The organism is Pseudomonas sp. NFXW11 (genome assembly GCF_049887815.1).
In the GTDB taxonomy this organism is placed as follows: domain Bacteria; phylum Pseudomonadota; class Gammaproteobacteria; order Pseudomonadales; family Pseudomonadaceae; genus Aquipseudomonas.
Genome location: NZ_JAGEKI010000011.1, coordinates 189,952 through 211,188, shown reverse-complemented (window position 1 = coordinate 211,188; position 21,237 = coordinate 189,952). Strand labels below are relative to the sequence as shown.

Below are 21,237 nucleotides of genomic sequence, written 5' to 3'. Positions count from 1 at the left end.
ACTGGCTAACAATAAGAAAGTACCGAGGGAGGTTGCACCCTGATGAAGAGACAACTCCGCCTGAGGCTGAGTGCCAGCCTGCTGGCCATCGCCACCTGTAGCGCCTTGCATGCACCTTCGAGTTTCGCCGCCCGGGATGCCGGCAGCCTCCTCAGGGAAACCTGCCAGGGCTGTCACATTCCCGAGGCCGGGGGCGCCCTGAGCCGCATCAGCCACCAGCGCAAGAGCCCGGAAGGCTGGCTGATGAGCATTGCCCGCATGCAGACCATGCACGGCCTGAAGATCAGCGACGACGACCGCCGCACCCTGGTCAAGTACCTGGCCGACACCCAGGGCCTGGCCCCCAGCGAGACCGATGGCGTGCGCTACGCCCTGGAGCGGCGCCTGAACACTGTCGAGCATTTCGACGAGCAGACCACCCAGATGTGCGCCCGCTGCCACTCCGGGGCGCGGATCGCCCTGCAACGCCGTCCGGCCCAGGAGTGGGAGCGGCTGGTGAACTTCCACCTCGGGCAGTGGCCGTCCCTGGAGTACCAGGCCCTGTCCCGGGACCGGCAATGGCTGCCCACCGCGCTCAAGGACATGGTGCCGTTGCTGGCCCAGCGCTACCCCCTCGACAACCCGGCCTGGCGGGCCTGGCAACAGGCACGGCCGCAGGCTGCGGCACTGGCCGGCGACTGGAGCTTCAGCGGCCATAGGCCGGGCAAGGGTGAATTGTCCGGGGTGATGAGTGTCAGTGCCGGCGCGGGCGATCAGTTCAAGCTCAACATCCAGGGCCAGTACGCCGACGGCAGCCCATTCAATGGCCAGGGCAGCGCGATTCTCTACAACGGCTATGAGTGGCGCGGCAATGTCACGGTGGACGGGGTGGTCATGCGCCAGGTACTGGCGGCCCAGGGCAGCGCCTTGCAAGGGCGGATGTTCGAGGCCGAGCACGATGAGCGCGGCCTGGATTTCATCGCCGCCAAGCCGGGCAGCCAGCGCTTGCTGGCGGTGCAGCCGGGTTACCTCAAGGCGGGCGAGGAAGCCGAAGTGACCCTGGTGGGCGCGGGCCTGGCAGGCACGCCGAGCTTTGGCCAGGGGGTCGAGGTGCTGCAGGTGCTGGAGCAGAGCTCGGCGCGCATCCGCCTCAGGCTCAAGGCCGCGGCGACCGCCCAGCCGGGGCTGCGCGAGGTCAGTGTCGGCAGCCTCAAGGGCGCGAGCCTGGCGGTGTACCAGCGCATTGCCGAGGTCAAGGTGGTGCCGGCCTTCGCCGTGGCGCGGGTGGGCGAGGGCGGCGGTTCCACGCCCAAGGTCCAGGGTCGCTTCGATGCCGAGGCCTGGGGCCAGGGCGCCGATGGCCAGGCCTATCGCATCGGCCTGATGCCGGCGCAGTGGAAGGTCGAGGCCTTCGACGCCCAGGCGGCCAAGGACGAGGACGTCAAGTTCGCCGGCCAGATGCAGGCCGACAGCGGCGTGTTCACCCCGGGTGATGCCGGGCCCAACCCGCAGCGCAAGATGTCCACCAACAACGCCGGCAACCTCAAGGTGATCGCCGCCGTGGAGGACGCGGGCAAGGCCCTGACCGGTGAAGGGCAACTGATAGTCACCGTGCAACGCTGGAACAATCCACCCATTCCCTGAGGGCGCTCGAGCAGTACCGCACGACACTTTCAGGCAATGACCGCAGGCCCCGAAGCAGGGTTTGCACAGGAGGTTGTAATGGGCGCAATTCTCAATCTGGTGGAGCGCAACCTGCATGAAGTGCAGGTGGACGCCGACCGCATGCTGTTCCATATCCCCAGCAGTTCGCTGTTTGCCAGCGATGCCCTGACCGGCAGCATCATCGATGCCCTGCGCGGGCCCGGCTGTACCCCGGAAGACTTGATCCAGCGCCTGGCCGGCCAATACGCCGGCAGTGAAATCAGCGACACCCTGCGCGAGCTGATCGCCCTGGAGCTGGTCAGCGACGGCTCGCCCCTGACTGCGGAAATCGGCGTCAAGCGGGTCGAGCGCACGGCACTCAATACGGTGGTGCTCAACGTCAATACCGGCTGCAACCTGAGCTGCACCTACTGCTACAAGGAAGACTTGGACAAGCCCTCGGCGGGCAAGAAGATGGGCCTGGACACGGCCATCGCCTCGGTGGAAATGCTCCTGGAGCAGTCCCCCGACGAAGAGCGCTACTGCGTGGTGTTCTTTGGCGGCGAACCGCTGAGCAACCGGCCGCTGATCGAGGCCATGGTGGAGTACTGCGAGCAGCGTTTCGGTGCGCTGGGCAAGGTGGTGGAGTTCGTCATGACCACCAACGCCACCCTGCTGACCGAAGAGATCGTCGACTACCTGAATGCCCACCGTTTCGGCCTGTCGGTGAGTATCGACGGGCCCAAGACCGTGCACGATCGCAACCGCATTACCGTGGGCGGGCAGGGCACCTATGAAGTGGTGCGGCGCAAGGCGCAGATGCTGCTCTCTCGCTACCACAGCCGGCCAGTGGGGGCGCGGGTAACCCTGACCACCGGGGTCACCGATGTCGAGACCATCTGGGACCACCTGTTCAACGAGCTGGGCTTTGCCGAGGTGGGGTTCGCCCCGGTGACCTCGGGGGATATCAGCAGCTTCAACCTCAGCAGCGAGGAACTGATCGAAGTCTTCGCCAGCATGAAGCGCCTGGGCCGGCGTTACCTGGACGCCGCCCTGGAGCACCGCAATATCGGTTTCTCCAACCTGCACCAGCTGCTCACCGATATCCACGAAGGCCACAAGAAAGCGCTGCCCTGCGGCGCCGGGCTGAAGATGCTGGCGGTGGACCACAAGGGCGAGTTGAACCTGTGCCATCGCTTTACCGGCTCATCCCTGCCGACCTTCGGCAATGTGCATCAGGGCGGGGTCAAGCAGGTGCAGCTCAACGACTTCCTGTCCCAGCGCCTGGACCGCACCGACACCGGCTGCGACAGCTGCCGCATCCGCAACCTGTGTTCCGGTGGCTGCTATCACGAGAGCTACGCCCGCTACGGCGACCCGGCGCACCCGACCTATCACTACTGCGAACTGATGCGTGACTGGGTGGATTTCGCCATCGAGGTCTATAGCCGGATCATGGCCCACAACCCTGCGTTCATCAGCAGTTACATCACTCCGCGCAAGGCCCACTGACATGAAGCATCTCAAGCCGATCAATAACAAAGCTCAGAAACTGGTCGCGGCAGCCGCCGAGGATCGTATCGAAGAAGTGCTGGCGATGAACTCCGTGGCCGGCTGCGCCTCGACCACCGACCCGGGCTGGGAGATCGACGCCTTTGGCGGCGTCTCGTCCCTGTGCCAGCCGATGGAAGCCGACCTCTACGGTTGCTCCGACCCCTGCTGGTGGCCGGCCCAGGTGCCGGACATGATGAGCACCTACCCCGACTGGAACAAGGACGCCCAGGCCTCCAACGAGAACTGGCGCAACCTCGGCACCGTGTTCCCCAAAGACCAGTGACTGCACAGCACAAGGATTCCAGCATGCGAGCTATCAGAGTGTGCGGCCTGGCCGCTAGCGCGCTTCTCAGCGCCTGTACCCTCACTGCCCTGGCCGACGAAGGTCGGGCCCTGAACAGTGGTCACGAGTACATGGTGACCACCAACTACCCGAACAACCTGCACGTGATCGATCTGGCCAGCGACAGCCTGTACAAGACCTGCCCGATGCCCGACCGCTTCGGCCCCGGCACCGTGCAACTGTCGCCGGACCGCAAGATCGCCTATGTGCTCAACAACCACTATGCGGATATCTACGGCGTCGAGCTGGACAGCTGCAAGCAGGTGTTCCACGCCAGCATCACCCAGCAGCCGGGGGAGAAGGCGCGCTCGATGTTCGCCTTCACCGTCAGCCACGACGGCAAGGAGTTGTACACCGTGGCCAACCCGACCCTGCTGCTCAATGATCGCTACGAGGTCAAGGAACCGCGGCTGGATGTCTACGCCAGCGACGCCGGGCTTGACGCCAAGCCGGTGCGCAGCTTCCCCGCGCCACGCCAGCTGACCATCATGCAGAGCGGTGACGACGGCAGCCTGTATGTGGCCGGGCCGGACCTGTACAAGGTCGACGTCAAGACCGGCAAGTTCCAGGTGCTGATCCCCAGCCGAAACTGGCAGCGGCCGAACTACAGCGCTCCGGATGTGCTCTACGTGTGGAACCAGCAGACCTACCGCCACGAGTTCTCGCTGCTCTACACCACGGCCAGGTTCAAGGATCAGCAACACGACCCGGCCACTGCCGAACCGCTGTATGGGCTGTTCAGTGTCGACCTGAAGACCGGCAAGACCGAGACCACCGACTTCGGCCCGCTGACCGAGATCTACTTCAGCGGCATGCGCTCGCCCAAGGACCCGAACCTGATGTTTGGCGTGCTCAACCGCCTGGCCAAGTACGACATCAAGCAGAAGAAGCTGCTCCAGGCCGCGACCCTGGAGCACTCCTACTACTGCATTTCGTTCAACAAGGCGGGGACCAAGATCTACCTGGCGGGGACCTTCAACGACGTGGCGATCTTTGATGCCCAGAGCATGCAGCAGATAGGCAAGATCACCTTGCCGGGCGGTGATATGGCGATCACCACGGCGCAGATCTTCGTGCGCTGAGCCCGCCCCACCACCGGCTCCTCCTGTAGGAGCCGGCTTGCCGGCGAAGAGGCCGGCGCGTCGTGCACTGCCTGTGCTGACTGCTACCTACAGGCCCGGTACCGGGCAGCTCAAATCCCCTTCCTGGCACTTCAGGTAATGCTTGAAGCTCTCCACCCGAGTCTTGGTCACGGCCGTGATGCATTGGCTGTAGGCCAGCGGATAAAGGCTGCCACCTTCCACGCCCGAGGTGGAAAAACCGCACTCGGCATCGCGGAACGCCACCCAGGCGCGCTGGGCACTGACCAGCAGTTTTTTGCTGTGTGGCTGGTCTTTCAGGCGCTGGTTGATCTGTTGGTAAAGGGCGTTCAGCTGCTTGTCCGCGGCCTTGCTCTGGGCGTTGGCGCACAGGTTCAAATCGGCCTGGGTGGGGGCGTTGCTGCACTCGTCGGCCTGGGCCAGGGGAGTGAGTAGCAGGGGCGCAAGGGCCAGAAACAGGATGGGGCGCATGGTCGTTCTCACGTGTGGGCTAGGGGCGTTTCAGTTGCGCTGGGGTTGCCATTCGGGCCAGCTGTCCAGGTTGGCCTGGGCCAGCCAAGGCACGTCATGGGAGGTCCAGATATGCACCTGGGGCCTTTGCTGCGGGTCATCGTCCAGGGTCGCCACCCGCAGGATCACATGGGGCTGCCCTGGGCGTTCCGCTAGTAGATGAGAACCGCACACCGAGCAGAAGTGCCGCAGCTTGCCCGGGGACGACTCGTAAGTGCTCAGGCGTTCCTGGCCCCGGGTCCATTGAAAGTGCTCGCGCATCACCCCGGCGGTGGAGGCAAAGGCCGCGGCGTGGGCCTTGCGGCAGGTCTGGCAATGGCAGTGGCCGATGGGCATGTCCAGGCGTTCGACCCGGTACTGCACGGCCTTGCACAGGCAACTGCCGTGCAACGGCCCAGGGCTCGCGCGGCGTTGGGCGGCGGCCAGCAGGTCGTCGGCCATGGCGCGGATTTCCTCGCCCATATGCAGCTTGGCCAGCCAGGATGGCGGTATGCCCGAGGCCCCATAAAAAGCCCCGGCCAGCTGGCCGACTATGGCGGCGGTGGTGTCGGCGTCGTCCCCCAGGTTGGTGGCGGCGAGCACCGCCTCGGCGTAGCTGTCACTGTGCTGGAAGCACCACAGGGCGGCTTCCAGGGAGTCGACGCAATAGCCATTGCCACGAATCTCGTCGCGGCTCTTGTCCAGGTAATGGCCCTGGGCCAGGGCCTGCACCTTGGCTTGGCTCAGGCGTGGATCATCGAGCCTTTGCAGCTCGGCCTTGGACGCTCCGCCCAGGGCCTTGGCGATCAACCCGGCGAACAGCTGGCAGCACTCGATGGCTTCGGCGGCGCCGTGGGTGGTGCGCGAACTGGCCCCGGCCAACTCGCGCACCTGGGCCAGGTCGGGGTAGTGGAACAGCACCACTGGCGCCAGGCGCATCAGCGAGCCGTTGCCGGCGGTCTGCGGGTCGCTGGAACCGGCGAAGGGTTGGCCATGTTCCTGGAAATCGCTGAGTGCCTGACGCACGGTCATGCCGATATCGAAGCATTCGCCGGTGGCGCTCAAGTAGCCCCACTGCCACCAGTTGAGGTAGCGGCCCATCTGGTCGGCGGCATCGAAACCCTCCTTGTGCAGCAGGCTTTCGCCCAGGCACAGGGCCATGGAGGTGTCGTCGGTCCACTGGCCGGCCTTGAGGTTGAACGGGCCGCCGCCCAGCAAATCGGTGACGGGCGCGAAGCTGCCACGGGGCTTGAATTCGACGCGGGTGCCAACGGCATCGCCGCAGGCCAGGCCCAGCAGGCTGCCACGGTAGCGATCGGTCAGGGTGAGGGGCATGGCAGGTCCTTTGCGGTATTGATTCGTCGGCGACATTAGCATTTTTTAACTCGCCGTCAGCAGCCCGATAAAGCTTGCGCTCGACCCGTAGCGGTCTAGTGTTGACCACTGGAGGTGACCCATGAATTCTTCAGATCGCATCGAACGCAAAATCCTGCTCAAGGCCAGCCCGGCGCGGGTCTGGCAGGCGCTGAGCGAGGCCGAGCACTTCGGGCGCTGGTTTGGCGTGGCCCTCACGGGCCAGCATTTCGCTGTTGGCCAGCGGGTCCGCGGCGCCGTCACTTACCCCGGTTACGAGCACCTGACCTGGGACGTACGGGTGGAGCGGATGCTGCCCGAAGAGCTGTTTGCCTTCAGCTGGCACCCCTATGCCATAGATCCGGCCCAGGACTATGCCGACGAGCCCACCACCCAGGTGCAGTTCCAGCTGGAGGAACATGCCGGCGGCACCCTGTTGCGGGTGGTCGAGTCGGGCTTCGATGGCATCCCCGTCGAGCGCCGGCTCAAGGCCTTTCGCATGAACAGCCGGGGCTGGGACGAACAGATGAGCAACATCGAGAATTACCTGCAGCAGAGGTGACGCAGACAGCAGCTGCAAGCGGCAAGCTTCGAGCTGCAGGAGGTGGTTGCCGATCCGGCCGTGTCGCTGGAAACTTGCCGCTTATCGCTTGGAGCTGTTGCTGTGTTTGCAATCTATTTGAAGCGCTGGCACCTGCTGCCTGATGGCGAGCCTATCGTCACCCCGAGCAGTCGCTTGTTGCCGGTGCGCCTGGCGGACGGCGCGCCGGGCATGTTGAAGATCGCCCTGGATGAAAACGAGCAGGCCGGCAACCGGCTGATGGCCTGGTGGGCCGGGGAGGGCGCGGCGCGGGTTTATGCCCAGGAAGGCGACGCACTGTTGATGGAGCGCGCCATGGGTACAGGTTCATTGATGCGCATGGCCCTGGCTGGCCAGCACGATGAAGTCAGCCAGATCGTCTGCGCCACCCTGGCGCGTGTGCATCGGCCACGGGCCCAGCCGCTGCCGCCATTGCTGTCGCTGGACGCCTGGTTTGTCGATTTGCGCGAGGCCGCGCCGCAGCAGGGGGGGCTGTTGCTGCGCAGCCTGAGCGAGGCCGAGCAGTTGCTGGCCGCGCCCCGGGAACGGGTGGTACTGCATGGCGATGTGCATCACGACAATGTGCTGGATTTCGCCGAACGCGGCTGGCAGGTGATCGACCCCAAGCGGGTCTACGGCGAACGGGGTTTCGACTTCGCCAACCTGATCTGCAACCCGGACTTGCCCAGCGCCACCGACCCTGGGCGCTTCACCCGCCAAGTGCAGGTAATTGCCCGGGCGGCCCAGCTGGAGCCGCGCCGGCTGGTGCAATGGGTGCTGGCCTTCAGTGGTTTGTCCGCCGCCTGGTTTCTCCAGGACGATCATCTGCCCGGGGCGCAGCACCAGCTCAAGCTCGCGGCTTTGGCGGCTCGGGCGCTGGAGGGCTGAACTCAGGGTTTGCCTAGGTGAGCTATAGCGAATTTCCTACACGCGCTGTAATTCAATGCGCCTTCTGCACAATCGCCTATGTGTTTAATCTTCTTTCCCACAACTGCAGCGCAGGAAGCGCTCAGGATCAAGGAAGATCGACCACTGGCAAGGATGCTGTCGACAGGATGTCGAAATGGTCTTGAAAAAAACCCGCCTCGGCGGGTTTTTTTTCGTCTGGGATTTCTCTGGGTCGTGGTTCGAATACAGCTGCTCAGCGCGTGACTTCGTTGCGCACCTTGTACAGCGCCTGCTCTAGCAGCGTCAGGCTGATGGAGCCCAGGGCCACCCGCAAGGCCTGGGGCACGTGGGTGGTGGTGGCGAAGGGTTCGGCCGAGGTCACCGTCACCCCCTGATGCTCCAGGGCCGCCACCACTTCATCGGCGCGCCGTCCTTCCGGCAGTTTCAGCCAGAGAAAATACGCTGAGTCATAGGCTTGGATGTCGCAGCCCTCGAGTACCCGTCGCGCCAGTCGCTGGCGCTGGCGGGCATCCTTGCGCTTCTGTTGTTCCAGGCTGTCCACCAGCCCCGACTCGATCCAGCGGCAACCTAAGGTCACGGTCAGCGAGGGGGTGCTCCAGGTGGACACGCGAATTGCCCGTTCCAGGGCCGGGATCATTTCCAGGGGGGCGACGATAAAGCCCAGGCGCAAGCCCGAGGCGACGCTTTTCGACAGCCCGGAAATGTACAGCGTGCGTTCCGGGGCCAGGGTCTGCAGGGGCGGCGGCGCCGGTTCGGCAAGGAAGGCATAGGCGCCGTCCTCGATCAGCAGCAGGTCATGCTCGCGGGCCAGTTGCACCAGGCGCCGGCGTTCGGCCAGGGGCATCACCGTGCCCAGCGGGTTGTGCAGGGTCGGCATGCAGTACAGCGCCCGCACCGGACGCCGTCGGCACAGCTGATCGAGGGCATCGAGGTCCATCTGGCCGTTGCATTGCGCCAGTGGCTCCAGGTCCAGCCGATGCACCTGGGCCAGGGTCTTCAGGCCCGGGTAGGTGAGGGCGTCCAGGGCCAAGATGTCCCCGGGCTGGAGCAGGGCCAGCAGGCTGACCGCCAGCCCTTGCTGGGCACCGTTGACAATCAGCACCTGGTCGGCGCCAACGCGGATCTCGCGGTTGCGCAAATGCCGGGCCGCAGTCTGGCGTTCATGGGGCCGCCCGCCCTGGGGCGCGGAATGCAGCAGGGCATCCAGGTCGCCGGAGGCAGCAATCGCCCGCAAACCTTCGCGCAACATTTCCGCCTGGCCGGGCAGGGACGGGTAGTTGAATGACAGGTCCACCGAGGTGGCGCTGGCCGGATGCTGTTCCAGGCCCATGCCCCGGGGCAGGCTGGTGTCGCGGACAAAGGTCCCGCGCCCGGCTTCGCCCACCACTAGGCCTATGGCTTCCAGCTCCTGATACACCCGCAGCGCCGTGGCCAGGGCCACCTGCTCGCTAGCCATCAGGGCGCGCACCGTGGGCAGCTGGGTGCCCGGGGGCAATTGCCCGGCACGGATGCGCTGGGCGAAGTGATCGACGATGGCCTTGTAGCGGGTCGGGCGCATGGCGTGGGCACCTTGTGTATCTAGAACAGTTTTTTGTTTGTATCAGGCAAGGCCCCTAATCTACCGGCTTTCCTGCCGGAGCGCGCAAGCATGTTGGACCTGACCACGCTGTCGATCTTCCTGGGTGCGGTGTTGCTGTTGCTGCTTTCGCCGGGGCCGAACATGGCCTTTGTCATCAGCCATGGCTTGGCCTATGGCTGGCGCGGCGGCGTGGCGTCCGGGCTGGGCATCGGCCTGGCGGATACCTGCCTGACCCTGCTGACCGCCAGTGGCGTCACCGCGTTGGTGGCCAGCTGGCCGCCGGCCTTCGACCTGATCCGCTATGCCGGGGTTGCCTACCTGCTGTGGCTGGCGGCCAAGGCCCTGCGCAGCGGCAGTGCCCTGAACCTGGCCCGCGCGCCCCGGGTGTCGCTGTCCAGGGTGTTTGTCCAGGCCCTGTGCAACAGCCTGCTCAACCCCAAGGCACTGCTGTTCTTCATGGTGTTCCTGCCGCAGTTCGTTCGCCCCGAACACGGTAGCATCGCCGTGCAACTGGTGCTGCTGGGGCTGCTGCTGACCCTGGTCAGCGGCATCTTCCACACCAGCCTGGGAGTGTTTGGCGCGGCCCTGAGCCGTAGTTTGGCCCGCTCCACTGCAGGTTATGGGCGCCTGCAATCCTGGCTGCTGGCGGCGGTGCTGCTGGCCCTGGCGTTGCGCCTGGCGCTGTTGAACCGACCGCTCTGATTGATCACCCCGAGGAAGTTCATCTATGTATATCGCCGCTTTTATCTACCAGCCGGGCCAGCGCGACGAGGAGTTCCATCGCCTCAGCGCGCTGATCGATGAAATTGCCATCAGCCTGCCGGGATTCGTCGGTTCCCAGTCCTGGACCAGCGCTGACCAGGGGCTGATCAATGCCAGCTACTACTGGGAGGACGAAGCCTCGATCCAGACCTTTGCCCGGCACCCCAGGCACCTTGAGGCCAAGCGCCAGTACCGGCGCTGGTACGCCGGTTACCAGGTGGTGATCTCCAAGGTCGAGCGCACCTATGGCGACGGGGGCATAGCCAGCCTGCTTGGCAATCAGCGCCAGCGGGTGCCAGCCACAAGCGGCAAGCTTCAAGCGGCAAGCCACAAACCCGAAGCCCAGCACCTGAGCATTGAGCCTGGGAGTCCTGGCGCCGTTTAATCGGCTTGCAGTCGGGCGGCGGCGCGCAGGGTGATTTCCCGGCGCTGGTGCAGGGCATCGCTGCAGCGGCTGCGGGCTTCCTCTACCACGCTGGTGGGGGCGGTGTCCGGGCTGCCGGCGTTGAATGGCGGTGCCGGGGCATATTCCAGCTGCAACTGCACCAACTGGGCGGTGGCCGGGTCGAACAGTTCGGCGGCCAGGGTCAGGGCGAAATCGATACCGGCGGTGATGCCGCCGCCGGTCAGCAGGTTGCCGTCACGCACCACCCGTTCCTGCACCGGCGTCGCCCCCAGCAGCTGCAGCAAACCGTGATAGGCCCAATGGGTGGTGGCGCGTTTGCCCGCCAGCAACCCGGCGGCGCCCAGCACCAGGGAACCGGTGCACACCGAGGTCAGGTAGCGCACCTGGGCCGCTTGGCCACGGATGAAGTCCAGGGCCTGGGCATCTTCCATCAGTGCGCCGACCCCGCTGCCACCAGGAATGCACAGCACATCCAGGGGCGGGCAGTCGGCAAAGCCGGTGTCCGCGTGCAGCAGCATTCCAGCGCTGCTGGTCACCGGCCCCGGTTCCTTCCAGATCAAGTGCAACTGCACGTCCGGCAGCGCCGCCAGCACATCGTAGGGGCCGGTCAGGTCCAGTTGCTGAACCTTCGGAAACAACAGAAAACCAATCTGCAATGCCATTGCCTGTTCCTTCATGTTGGGGGTGGACGAGCAGACTCTAGCCTTCTAGGATTTGGCGCATACGCCAACCAGCCCTCGATTCACGCCAATCATGTCCGAGCCCGCAAAGAACGTGTTTGTCCTGGCCTTCGCCAATGCCCAGCTGCTGGACGTCAGCGGGCCGCTGCAGGTCTTCGCCTCGGCCAATGACCGGGCCCGGGGCCTGGGCCTGCCCTTGCCCTACAACCCGCAGGTGATCGCCAGCCCAGGCGGAGCGACTGTCACTTCCTCGGGGCTGGCGCTGTTGGCAGAGCCGCTGCCGATGCCAGACGTGGCCTGCGATACCTTGATCATTGCCGGTGGCTGGGGCGTCTACCAGGCCGCCCGGGACCCGGCGCTGGTGGCCTGGGTGGCCCAGCGTGCAGCCAGCTCACGGCGAGTGGCCTCGGTGTGCACCGGGGCCTTTCTGCTGGCCGAAAGCGGTTGGCTGGACGGGCGCCGGGTGGTCACCCACTGGAGCCGCTGCGAGCAGTTGGCCGAGGAATACCCACAGTTGCAGGTGGAGCCCAATCCGATCTTTATCAACGATGGCCCGGTGTGGACCTCGGCCGGGGTCACCGCCGGCATCGACCTGGCCCTGGCCCTGGTGGAAGCCGACCTGGGCCGCGAGGCGGCACTGGAAGTGGCCCGCCAACTGGTGGTGTTTCTCAAGCGCCCGGGGGGCCAGTCGCAGTTCAGCGTGACCCTGTCGCTGCAGCACCGTGGCGGGCGCTTCGATGGCCTGCATGGGTGGATCGCCGAGAACCTCAATCGCGAGCTGACGCTGCCGGTGCTGGCCCAGCAGGTGGCCATGAGCGAACGCAGTTTTATCCGCCATTACCGCGCCGACACCGGGCAGACCCCGGCCCGGGCCATCGAGCTGATCCGGGTGGAAACCGCCCGCCGGCTGCTGGCCGATACCGGCCTGCCGATCAAGCGCATCGCCGCGCAATGCGGTTTCGGCAGCGAAGAAACCCTGCGCCGCGCCGTGCTGCGGGCCCTGGGCGTGACCCCGCAGGCCTACCGTGAGCGTTTTGCCACGGCCGGCGAACCCGCCTGAACCGTCACTCCTCCAGCAGGCTCAGCTGGCCATCGGCATAACGCACCGTGCGGCCGATCCAGGCCGGGTCGACCTGGGGCAGCACCGCCGACGGCTTGCGCAATTCCCGCAGCAGGGTCGAGCCGTGGGACAGGCGCCCGCCCATGCGCGCAATCACCGCCCGGGCCTGCTGGTAGTGGGCATGGCGGCCAGGGTCGAGGGTGTCTTCCAGCAGAATCTCAGCCCCCAGCACGCCTTCGGCCTGCCCCGGGTAGATCATGAAGCCGGCCGCCTGCTCACTGCCTTCCCTGCCGTCTTGCCAGAAGCTGCCGCCGCGGCTGCGCACCTGTTCGTGGGGGGCGAACCAGTAGTCGCGGTCGGCCTCGGGCACGGCATGGTGCAGGCGGAAGAAGATCCGCATCAGGTTGTCGCGGTACCACTCGCGCACTTGCAGGTAATAGCCACGTAGCCCCGGCAGGCCCAGGCGATGGGCCAGGCATATGGCCGGGCTCCAGTGCGGGAAGGGCTGCAGGGGCAACTCGGCGCAGTGCGGGCGCGGGGTGCCGGGGTCGGTTTCCCAGGGCAGGCGATGGGGGCTGTGGTCCAGGTTGTCGTAGGCGGTGGGCGGCCGCCCCAGCAGGGCGCCGCCGCTGCTGGCCAGGGCGGTGGCGATGCACAGGTTGCCCTGCACCACGAACACATAGAAACGGCTGAACCAGTCCGCCAGTTGCTGGCCGCTGGCGCCGGCCTGTTGCAATTGCCCCAGCTCGGCGTCGAAGCGTCGCAAGCCGCGCTCCAGGGGCGGCAGGTGGGCGCGAGCGATCTGCTGCATGCGCAAAAAACGCGGCAGCGAGCGCAGCAGCCGCAGCGGGCGCAAGGGCAGCTCCGGGGTGGCGCCGCCCACTTCGCCGGCATAGCTGGAGGAGGGCAGGCCCCAGTCGGCCAGCCGCGCCAGGAACAGGTCGTTGTTGATATAGGACGCGCCGCCGAACAGGGCGGTGAAAGGTTCGTTGTCCTCCAGCACCCGGCTGTCCCAGCGCGCCATGATCGCCGGAATGCTCGCCGCCGCACGGCGCTGGCCGTACTCGACGAAGCGGCTCGGCTGTGGCGGCAAAATCTCGGCGATATTCGCCGCGGTCAGGTGCCGGCGCCAGCCGTAGTCGCTGATCGGACGGTATTGCAGCAGCCACAGTTGCTGGCCGTCCCAGGCCCATTCGATATCGCCGGGCACATAGTGGAACACCTTCAGCACCCCTTGCAGGAAGTCCCACAGGGCCTGGGCGCTCAGGCCCTGGGTGGTGGCGAAGGCGCCGCTTTGCCAGGCACTGCCCAGGCGCGAGAGCACCGCCCGCTGCGGGCTGACCTGACCGTCGGCCAGGCTCTCCAGATGGCCTTCGACCCACTCCAGCTCCACCGCCAGATGGCGCACGAAGGCGATCCCCGACAGGCTCGGCTGGATAAAACGCTGCACCACCACTTCCTCGACCCCGGCATCGCGCAGCTCGCTGATGCGCTGGGGCACGGCGTCGTGGGTCACCCGCAGGTAGGTGGTACTGAGGCCGGCATTGGCCGAGTCGGCCTGGTCTTCGCCATAGCTGGAGGAGCGCACCGCCCACAGTGCCTGGGGCTGGCTGTCGAACAGGGCCGGCAGGCGCGGGTCGTCGGCACTCTCCAGGGACAATGCCGGCGGCACCGGCTGGCCGGCCAGTTGCGCCAGGTGCAGGCGACCGCCCTTGGTGTGGGCGACAAAGCCCGGCTCGGCGGCTTCCAGCCAGGCGACGAACTCGCCCGGGCTGTCGATCCAGGGGTAATGCCCCCAGCCGGGCTTGAGGCTGACGCGCAAGTCGGCGCGGGCGAGGATCGCCGACCAGGCTGCGGCCTGGGCCATCCCCAGCAACCGGTCCTGATCGCCCCAGACCAGCTCGATCGGGTCCTTGACCCACTCCAGCAAGGGCAACGCGGTGTCGGCGCGCAACTGCTCCCACAGTGGCACGAAGGCCCGGCAGCGGGCATAACCTGCGCCCATGCGCTGGTATTGCTCAGCGCTCCAGGGCTGCTTTGAGAACTTATGGGCGAACCAGGCCGGGCGTCGGCCCAGCAGGCGATGAATCAACAGGCGCACAGGCAGCGGCGACATCAGCGCCGGCAAGCGCCGTTGCCAGAGAAAGGCCCCCACCGGCGACAGCAGCACGCTGCGGGAGAAATGCCCGGGGCGGCGCTGCAAGGCATGCAGCACCAGCAGCGCGCTGACGCCCACCGCGACAATCGCGCTGCCCGGTACGGTCATGCCCAGCAGGGCCTCGGCGTACTCGCCCAAATCCTCACAGGGCGGCTGCGGGTTGTCGCCAAAGCCCGGCAGCTCCAGGGCCTCGACCCGATAGCGCTGGAAGTGCGGCCGGGCATCGTCCCACCAGTCGGCGGCGCTGCCATTGCCCGCCAGCAGGTACAACAGGGGCTTGCTCATGGGCATTCCTCGGTTCAGGTCAGGTCGCGCAGGGCGGCTTCCAGGGTCGGGTAGCGGAAGCGGTAGCCGGCCTGCAACAGGCGCGCCGGCACCACCTTCTGCCCGTCGAAGAACAGCTCGGCCATCTCCCCGGCCAGGGCGCGCACTGGCGCCGCCGGCACATGCAGCCACACCGGGCGCTTGAGCAGCTTGCCGGCGGTGGCGGCGAAGGTGCCCTGGCTCACCGCTTCCGGCGCCACCAGGTTGTAGGTGCCGGAAAGGGAGCTGTCGTTGATGGCCCGGGCCATCACCTGCAAGACATCGTCACGGTGCACCCAGCTCATGATCTGCTGGCCATCGCCCATGCGTCCGCCAAAACCGAAGTGGAAGGGCATCAGCAGCGGTTTCAGGGCGCCCCCGGGACCGAACACTATGCCGAGGCGCAGCACCACCTGGCGCACGCCAAAGCGCGTGGCCGGCTCCGCCGAGGATTCCCAGCGGGCACACAGGTCGGCCATGAAGCCTTCACCGCGCTCGGCGTTTTCATCCAGGCTCTGGCTGGCGTCGCGCACCCCGTAGTAGCCGATGGCCGAGGCCTGGATCCACAGTTGCGGCTTGTGCTGGGCATGCTGCAGCCAGTTCAGCAGGGCTTCGGTGGTGCCCACCCGGCTGGCCAGCAATTGTGCCTGGCGCTTGGCCGACCAGCGCGGCCCGGCCACCGGTGCGCCGGCCAGGTTGATGATCACGTCGAAGATTTCGCCATGCCCCAGCTTGTCCAGGGAGCGCAGGCAGCGCGCGCGGCCGTCGAACAGGTAGGCGGCGCGCAGCGGATCGCGGGCCAGCACGCTGACGGTGTGGCCGGCATCCAGCAGTTGGTTGACCAGGGTCTCACCGATAAAGCCGGTGCCACCGGTCACCAGCACCCGCTTGCCGCTGCCACCGGCAAAGGGGTTGGCGCTCTGGCCCTGGCGTTGCAGGCGCCAGGCGGCCAGGCCGTCGCGAATCCCCGAGGCGCTGACGCCCACGGCGAACAGGCTCAGGGCCCAGCCCTGCCAGCCCAGGTCAATGGGGCTCAAGGCACTGGGCAGGCGCGACCATTCCAGCAGTTGCAGGCCGTACAGGGCGAAGAAGGCCCCGGCATTGATCGCCAGCACGGTGTGCATGATGCGCTCGATGGCCGGCAGCTTGCGGCTGCGGTCCTCGACCACGAAGTCCCACAGGGTCAGGCAGATTTCCAGGGCGAACAGCACGGCGATCACCAGGGCCCAGATGCCCTGGAACGCCAGGTGGGCGATGCCCATGAACAGCACGCCGTAGAAGCACGAGCGCAGGGCGTGGATGCTCAGTTCCTTGCGCGCGCTGTGGCGTTGCGGCAGGGCTACGGTGAGTTCGTGATGGTAGAGGGTGTCGAGGGCGCCGAGCACGCCCTGGGCCAGCAGCAGGGCGATGGCCCATTGCAGGATTGGCAAATCAGCCACGATGGTGAAGTCCTTTTACGAAAGAAGACGGGGGTGACGGCGGTCGTGGCGATACAGCCACAACAGGGGAGGCAGCAGCACCAGCAGGGCGAAGCTGTCGATCCACAGGTGGGCGAGCATGCCCATCTGCCAGGACAACCACATGTCCTGGGGCGCCCACAGCAGGATTCCGGCCATCAGCCAGGCCCAGGCCGCCGGCGCGCGCAGGCGATGGCCCAGGTGCACCAGGCCCAGCAGGTACAGGGCATAGCTTTGCAGGGTGGCGCCGAACAGCCCCAGCCACCAGATCTGCTGGGCCCGGGCCGCTGCCGGTGCGGCGGCGCCCCAGAAAGCCTGTTCGATGTTGCCGAGGTAGTCGTCGAGCAGGCCGCTATGGCCGGCCCAGGTCAGCAGCAGGCCGGCCAGCAGGTGGCCGGCGCCGGCGGCGTACAGCCAGAGCACCAGGGCCCGGCGCAGGCCAGGTCGGGGAGGGGATGCGGCGGATAACATTCCATGTCCTGTGGGGGTGTCGAGGCCGCGAAGTGTACCGATTTTTTCCGCCCCATGGCGTGCGCCGGTGGTCAATCTCAAGGGCGGTCGAGCAACTCCAGCAGGGCATCGAGGGTCGCCTGGGGGGCTTCCTGGGGCAGGTTATGACCCACCCCGGGAAGAATCCGCCGCTGATAGGGGCCACTGAACAGGCCGACATCCGGGTCCGGCTCGGTGGCCGGGCCCACGCCATCGTCGGCGCCGCACAGGGCGATGGTCGGCACCTGGATCGGCGGTTGTGCCACCAGCGCCCGCTCGATGCTTTCCAGATCTGGGTCGCCGGGGGCATAACCGAAGCGATGGCGGTAGGAGTGGATCACCACCTCGACAAAGTCCGGGTTGTCGAACGACGGCGCGCTCAGGCCATAGAGCTCGGGGCCCCGCTGCCAGGTGGGCGACCACAGGCGCCACAGCAGTTCGCAGAGCTCCCGGCGATTGGCCGTCAGGCCATCCACGCCGCGCGGGGTGTTGAAGTAGTACTGGTACCACAGGCGGTATTCGGTTTCTGGTGCCCGCGGTTCACCGGCCCGGGCAATGTCCTGGATGTTGTAGCCGTCGGCGCTCATCAGCGCCTTGACCCGCTGCGGCCACAGCGCCGCGACTATGCACGCGGCGCGTCCGCCCCAGTCGTAGCCGGCCAGGGTGGCGCGGGGCAGTTGCAGGGCGTCCATGAAGTCCAGCAGGTCCTGGGCCAGGGCCGCCTGCTGCCCGGAGCGCATGATGCGCGGATGGGCAAAACGGGTTGGGCCATAGCCGCGCAGGTAGGGCACCAGCACCCGGTAGCCGCGCTTGGCCAGGGGCGGGGCGATCTCGTCATAGGCCCGGGTGTCGTAGGGAAAGCCATGCAGCAGGATCACCGGCTCGCCGCCCTGCGGGCCGTGTTCCTCGTAAGCAATATGCAGGCGGGGGGTGCCGATCTGGTGCAGGGATGGGGTGCTGAACATGGCGGCTCCGGGGTAGGCGCAATCGGGAAAACCTAGCGCAAAAACCGCCGGTCTGCCTCAGTCATCGGCACAGTGCAGGCCGTTGGCATCGCGCCAGTAAAGGGTGGCTTCGTATTGGAACGAGAGGATGAACAGCGCCTCGCAGCTCTGGGCGATGTTTTCCAGCAGCCAGCGAATTTCATCCAGGGCGCTGTGGCCCTCGGGTTCGGGGCCTTTGATGCGCAGATAGCAACGCAGGCCGACGCTGAAGTCACAGCCCTTGCGGTCTTCGGCATAGATTTCGGGCTGCAGTTGCGAGTCTTCGCAGCGCAGGCTCAGGCCGGACGGGAACGTCGCCTGGATGCCGCCGGGCACGTTGGCCTGCTCGGTTCTCGGCAGGTTTTCCAGCAAACGACCGAGCAGTGCCGTCGTCAGGTGCTGATCGGCTTCAAGGTGCAGGTCCAGGCTCATGGGAGTTCCTTGTGGGGAGGGCGAGGTGCGGATTCTAGCGCTGTGTCGCCTGCCAGATGGCCTTCGCCGGCAAGCCGGCTTCTACAGTTCGCTGCTGTGGATCAGGTGCTTGAAATGATGGCGCCACAGGTCGATGCCCAGGCCGCCGCTGCGGTCCAGGGAAGAGCCCACGGTCAGGTCGGTGATCAGGGTCGGTTGCAGGCCGGCATCGAACAGGGCAAAACCCGCGGCCAGCACGCAGGTGTCGGTCTGGATGCCGCACACCAGCACCCGCTGGGGATTGAGGTTTCTCAGGTGTTCGAGCAGCTCCGGCGTTGGCCCGTAGCCGTGCTTGATAAAGATGTGGTCGGCGGCCACCAGGCTCTGATCATCCGCCGCCGGTTGCCAGCCCAGCTGACGAGCGAAGGGCGTGCGGCTTTCATCATGGCGTTCCACCGTGGCCACCGAAGGCAGGCGCCCCAGCAGGCGGTTGATGCCATCCACCAGCCACTGGGGTGGGTTGAAGCAGGGTTGCACGTCGATCACCAGCAGCACCTGGTTCATGCATTTCTCCTTGGGGCAGGGGCGAAAAGCCCGTCAGTGTGCCGACAAAACTCCGCTCAGGCGAGCGCCGCCGGCTGGCGCAGGCCGATGCAGTTGCCCCAGGGGTCCTGCACCTGGCAGATCCATTCGCCACCTTCGATGGTCATCGGTCCGCGATACAGGCGGCCGCCCAGTTCGGTCAGGCGCTGCAGCTCGCCGTGCAGGTCGGCCACGCGCCAATACACCACAGTGCCGGCCGGGCCCTGGCTCACCTTGGCATCGCTCTGGACGATTTCCAGGGCCAGGCCATCCAGTTGCAAATGGCCGAAATCATCGGGTTCATGGCGCACCCGGCGGGCCAGGGGGAAGGCCTGGGCGTACCAGTCGGTGGCGGCGCGCCAGTCGGCGGCGTGGATCATCACGGCAATGATCGGCGAGTCGGGCATGGGGCAAATTCCATTGCGGTGGGTCAGGGAAGGGCCCAGCTCTCTGCGGAGCGGGCCCATGGGTGGCAGCAGCCTGGCGGCAGGTCTTCAAGCCTGGCGCAGCCCGCGCAGCAACAGTTCCAGCGCTGCCAGGGCCTGTTCCAGGTGCGGTTCGGGTTGTTCGGCGGCGGCGATCCACAGCGCCGCCTCCACCAGGCTGCCGTTGATCAGGCGCGCCAGGGCCGGGCCGCCCGCGGCGCTGATCAACCCGGCCTCGGCCAGGGCCTGCAAGCGCCGTTCGAGGGACTCGATGCAATGCTCCTGGGCCGGCAGGCGCTGCCCCAGCACGGCTCGCGCATCCTGCAGGACGATGCGCCGGATCTCCGGCTCCTGGGCCATCTGCAGGTAAGCCCGGCAGCGCTGGACAAACCCCTCCCAGCTGTCGCCCACCTGTGCCGAGATGGCATCCAGGCGCCCATCCATCTCGGTATCAATCTGCTCCACCACCGCCGCCAGCAGCCCCTGCTTGTCACCGAAATGGTGATACAGCGCACCCCGGGTCAGGCCGGCCTCGGCGGTCAGGTCGTCCATCGAGGTCTTGGCGTAGCCCAGCCGGGCAAAGGCCTGGCGCGCGCTGGCGATCAGCTTGGCGCGGGTTTCCTCGATCATCTCGGCGCGGGGGCGGCTGCTCATGAGTACCACTCTCCAAACAGGGGATGGGTTGACATACGCGGCGTATGTTCTCATGATTTTTCACATACGTGGCGTATGTATTTCTCTCGCAGTGCCGCTTTATGGCAAGTTGCAGCCCCCAAGGAGTCGTAGCAGATGGCAAACCCCTACCGCGAATTGTTCCATGCCCCCGGCAGCCTGGCCTTTGTCCTGGCTGGAATGATCGCGCGCATGCCGATCTCCATGACCGGCATCGGCCTGATCACCATGCTCGCGCAAGTGCATGGCGGTTATGCCCTGGCCGGTTCGGTGGCGGCCACCTTCGCCCTGGCCACGGCTTTTTGCGCACCCCAGGTGTCGCGCCTGGTGGACCGTTACGGCCAGGGCCGGGTGCTGCCCCTGGCTGCGGGCCTGGGCGGCGGGGCGTTGCTGGCGCTGCTGTTGTGCACGCGATTCCAGGCGCCGTTCTGGAGCCTCTACCTGTGCGCCGCCCTGGCCGGCTGCATGCCCAGCATGTCGGCGATGGTGCGGGCCCGCTGGACCGAGCTCTACCGCGGCCAGCCCCAGTTGCAGACCGCCTATGCCCTGGAGTCGGTGCTCGACGAAGTCTGTTTCATCATCGGCCCGCCCTTGTCGGTGGGCCTGTGCGTGGGCCTGTTCCCCGAGGCCGGGCCGGCCCTGGCGTTGTTGCTGCTGATTCTCGGGGTGGGCCTGCTGGTGCTGCAGAAATCCACCGAACCGCCGGTGCATGCCCAGGAAGACGGGCACTCGGGTTCGATCATCCGTTCCGGGGAAATTCGCCTGCTGATGCTGTTGATGACCGCCATGGGCACCATTGTCGGGGTGGTGGATGTGGTCAGCGTGGCCTTCGCCCAGCAGCAGGGCCAGCCGGCGGCGGCGAGCATCGTGCTCTCGGTGTACGCCATCGGCTCGTGCCTGGCGGGCATCGCCTTCGGCGCGCTGAAACTGGCCACGCCCTTGCCGCGCCTGTTTATGTACGGCGGTATTGCCACCGCCGTCGCCACCTTGCCGTTGCTGCTGGCCAGCAACATCCTCGGCCTGTCCCTGGCGGTGTTCGTGGCCGGGCTGTTTTTCTCCCCGACCCTGATCGTCGCCATGGCCCTGGTGGAACGCATCGTGCCCTCGGCCAAGCTCACCGAGGGCCTGACCTGGCTGATCACCGGCCTGAGTATCGGCGTGGCCCTGGGGGCCGCCGGTTCCGGCTTGCTGGTGGATCAATTCGGTGCCCGCAGCGGTTTCTGGCTGGCCCTGGCCGGTGGCGCGGTGGTGCTGGGGGCGGCGTTGCAGAGTTACCGGCGCCTGCGCTGAAGCGACCACGGGACTAATTTGTCCGGCCG

At 66.5% G+C, this 21,237-nt stretch carries 22 protein-coding genes and 1 pseudogene; 10 read left to right on the top strand and 13 right to left on the bottom strand.

The annotated features are described in order from the left end of the window. Window positions 1–42 precede the first annotated feature (42 nt). The 4 genes from peaA (at window position 43) to peaD (ending at window position 4,602) form a co-directional block, all read left to right on the top strand. A complete protein-coding gene (gene peaA, locus J4P02_RS18545; protein ID WP_426192844.1) occupies window positions 43–1,623 on the top strand; it encodes a quinohemoprotein amine dehydrogenase subunit alpha in 1,581 nt (526 codons plus the stop codon). Between the two features lie 78 nt (window positions 1,624–1,701). After that, a complete protein-coding gene (peaB, locus tag J4P02_RS18540) occupies window positions 1,702–3,135 on the top strand; it encodes a quinohemoprotein amine dehydrogenase maturation protein (protein WP_426192842.1) in 1,434 nt (477 codons plus the stop codon). Window position 3,136: 1 nt separating this feature from the next. Beyond that, on the top strand, window positions 3,137–3,460 hold the full coding sequence (gene qhpC, locus J4P02_RS18535; protein ID WP_426192840.1) for a quinohemoprotein amine dehydrogenase subunit gamma: 324 nt from the start codon (window positions 3,137–3,139) through the stop codon (window positions 3,458–3,460). 23 nt (window positions 3,461–3,483) lie between these two features. After that, window positions 3,484–4,602 (top strand): quinohemoprotein amine dehydrogenase subunit beta, encoded by a 1,119-nt coding sequence (gene peaD, locus J4P02_RS18530; RefSeq protein WP_426192838.1) that lies wholly within the window; start codon window positions 3,484–3,486, stop codon window positions 4,600–4,602. Window positions 4,603–4,689: 87 nt separating this feature from the next. Here the strand turns inward: peaD and J4P02_RS18525 are convergent, their stop codons facing one another. The 3 genes and pseudogenes from J4P02_RS18525 to J4P02_RS18515 all read right to left on the bottom strand — a co-directional run. Beyond that, window positions 4,690–5,091, bottom strand: coding sequence for a lysozyme inhibitor LprI family protein (locus tag J4P02_RS18525; RefSeq protein ID WP_426192836.1), 402 nt, complete (start codon window positions 5,089–5,091; stop codon window positions 4,690–4,692). A gap of 30 nt (window positions 5,092–5,121) precedes the next feature. Beyond that, the gene (locus J4P02_RS18520; RefSeq protein ID WP_426192890.1) at window positions 5,122–5,571 is read right to left on the bottom strand and encodes a GFA family protein; all 450 of its coding nucleotides are present in this window, start codon (window positions 5,569–5,571) and stop codon (window positions 5,122–5,124) included. Continuing rightward, window positions 5,545–6,444: pseudogene (locus tag J4P02_RS18515) on the bottom strand (ADP-ribosylglycohydrolase family protein); the annotation flags it as partial. The pseudogene J4P02_RS18515 and the gene J4P02_RS18520, both read right to left, overlap by 27 nt. 121 nt (window positions 6,445–6,565) lie before the next feature. Here J4P02_RS18515 and J4P02_RS18510 point away from each other — a divergent pair. Then, window positions 6,566–7,024 carry an SRPBCC family protein gene (locus J4P02_RS18510; protein WP_426192833.1) on the top strand — a complete coding sequence of 153 codons (459 nt, stop codon included), beginning with the start codon at window positions 6,566–6,568 and terminating at the stop codon, window positions 7,022–7,024. Between the two features lie 102 nt (window positions 7,025–7,126). Next, complete coding sequence (locus J4P02_RS18505; RefSeq protein WP_426192830.1) at window positions 7,127–7,930, top strand: aminoglycoside phosphotransferase family protein; 804 nt, start codon at window positions 7,127–7,129, stop codon at window positions 7,928–7,930. Window positions 7,931–8,183: 253 nt separating this feature from the next. On the opposite strand, the gene J4P02_RS18500 is transcribed toward J4P02_RS18505, so the two are convergent. Next, window positions 8,184–9,509 (bottom strand): PLP-dependent aminotransferase family protein, encoded by a 1,326-nt coding sequence (locus J4P02_RS18500; RefSeq protein WP_426192828.1) that lies wholly within the window; start codon window positions 9,507–9,509, stop codon window positions 8,184–8,186. A 90-nt stretch (window positions 9,510–9,599) separates the two neighbouring features. On the opposite strand from J4P02_RS18500, the gene J4P02_RS18495 reads away from it, so the two are divergent. Together J4P02_RS18495 and J4P02_RS18490 are read left to right on the top strand one after the other, a co-directional pair. Beyond that, window positions 9,600–10,232 (top strand): LysE family translocator, encoded by a 633-nt coding sequence (locus J4P02_RS18495; protein WP_426192826.1) that lies wholly within the window; start codon window positions 9,600–9,602, stop codon window positions 10,230–10,232. 25 nt (window positions 10,233–10,257) lie between these two features. Next, window positions 10,258–10,677, top strand: coding sequence for an antibiotic biosynthesis monooxygenase family protein (locus J4P02_RS18490; RefSeq protein ID WP_426192824.1), 420 nt, complete (start codon window positions 10,258–10,260; stop codon window positions 10,675–10,677). Here J4P02_RS18490 and inhA read toward each other — a convergent pair. After that, window positions 10,674–11,360 (bottom strand): isonitrile hydratase, encoded by a 687-nt coding sequence (inhA, locus tag J4P02_RS18485; protein WP_426192822.1) that lies wholly within the window; start codon window positions 11,358–11,360, stop codon window positions 10,674–10,676. The genes J4P02_RS18490 and inhA overlap by 4 nt on opposite strands. Window positions 11,361–11,451: 91 nt before the next feature. Here inhA and J4P02_RS18480 point away from each other — a divergent pair, with 91 nt between their 5' ends. Continuing rightward, window positions 11,452–12,438 (top strand): GlxA family transcriptional regulator, encoded by a 987-nt coding sequence (locus tag J4P02_RS18480; protein WP_426192820.1) that lies wholly within the window; start codon window positions 11,452–11,454, stop codon window positions 12,436–12,438. A 4-nt stretch (window positions 12,439–12,442) separates the two neighbouring features. Here J4P02_RS18480 and J4P02_RS18475 read toward each other — a convergent pair whose 3' ends face one another. From J4P02_RS18475 to J4P02_RS18440, 8 genes are all read right to left on the bottom strand, one after another. Beyond that, on the bottom strand, window positions 12,443–14,881 hold the full coding sequence (locus tag J4P02_RS18475) for an alpha/beta hydrolase (RefSeq protein WP_426192818.1): 2,439 nt from the start codon (window positions 14,879–14,881) through the stop codon (window positions 12,443–12,445). A gap of 14 nt (window positions 14,882–14,895) precedes the next feature. After that, window positions 14,896–16,338 (bottom strand): TIGR01777 family oxidoreductase, encoded by a 1,443-nt coding sequence (locus J4P02_RS18470; RefSeq protein ID WP_426192816.1) that lies wholly within the window; start codon window positions 16,336–16,338, stop codon window positions 14,896–14,898. A 15-nt stretch (window positions 16,339–16,353) separates the two neighbouring features. Further along, complete coding sequence (locus J4P02_RS18465) at window positions 16,354–16,827, bottom strand: hypothetical protein (protein WP_426192814.1); 474 nt, start codon at window positions 16,825–16,827, stop codon at window positions 16,354–16,356. A gap of 77 nt (window positions 16,828–16,904) precedes the next feature. Beyond that, the gene (locus J4P02_RS18460; protein ID WP_426192812.1) at window positions 16,905–17,810 is read right to left on the bottom strand and encodes an alpha/beta fold hydrolase; all 906 of its coding nucleotides are present in this window, start codon (window positions 17,808–17,810) and stop codon (window positions 16,905–16,907) included. A 57-nt stretch (window positions 17,811–17,867) separates the two neighbouring features. Continuing rightward, window positions 17,868–18,260 carry a hypothetical protein gene (locus J4P02_RS18455; RefSeq protein WP_426192810.1) on the bottom strand — a complete coding sequence of 131 codons (393 nt, stop codon included), beginning with the start codon at window positions 18,258–18,260 and terminating at the stop codon, window positions 17,868–17,870. Window positions 18,261–18,341: 81 nt separating this feature from the next. Next, window positions 18,342–18,803: a cysteine hydrolase family protein gene (locus J4P02_RS18450; protein WP_426192808.1), complete on the bottom strand. Its 462-nt coding sequence runs from the start codon at window positions 18,801–18,803 to the stop codon at window positions 18,342–18,344. 56 nt (window positions 18,804–18,859) lie between these two features. Next, complete coding sequence (locus tag J4P02_RS18445) at window positions 18,860–19,228, bottom strand: VOC family protein (protein WP_426192806.1); 369 nt, start codon at window positions 19,226–19,228, stop codon at window positions 18,860–18,862. Window positions 19,229–19,315: 87 nt separating this feature from the next. Beyond that, window positions 19,316–19,900 (bottom strand): TetR/AcrR family transcriptional regulator, encoded by a 585-nt coding sequence (locus J4P02_RS18440; RefSeq protein WP_426192804.1) that lies wholly within the window; start codon window positions 19,898–19,900, stop codon window positions 19,316–19,318. 135 nt (window positions 19,901–20,035) lie between these two features. On the opposite strand from J4P02_RS18440, the gene J4P02_RS18435 reads away from it, so the two are divergent. Then, a complete protein-coding gene (locus J4P02_RS18435; protein WP_426192802.1) occupies window positions 20,036–21,208 on the top strand; it encodes an MFS transporter in 1,173 nt (390 codons plus the stop codon). Window positions 21,209–21,237: the final 29 nt, after the last annotated feature.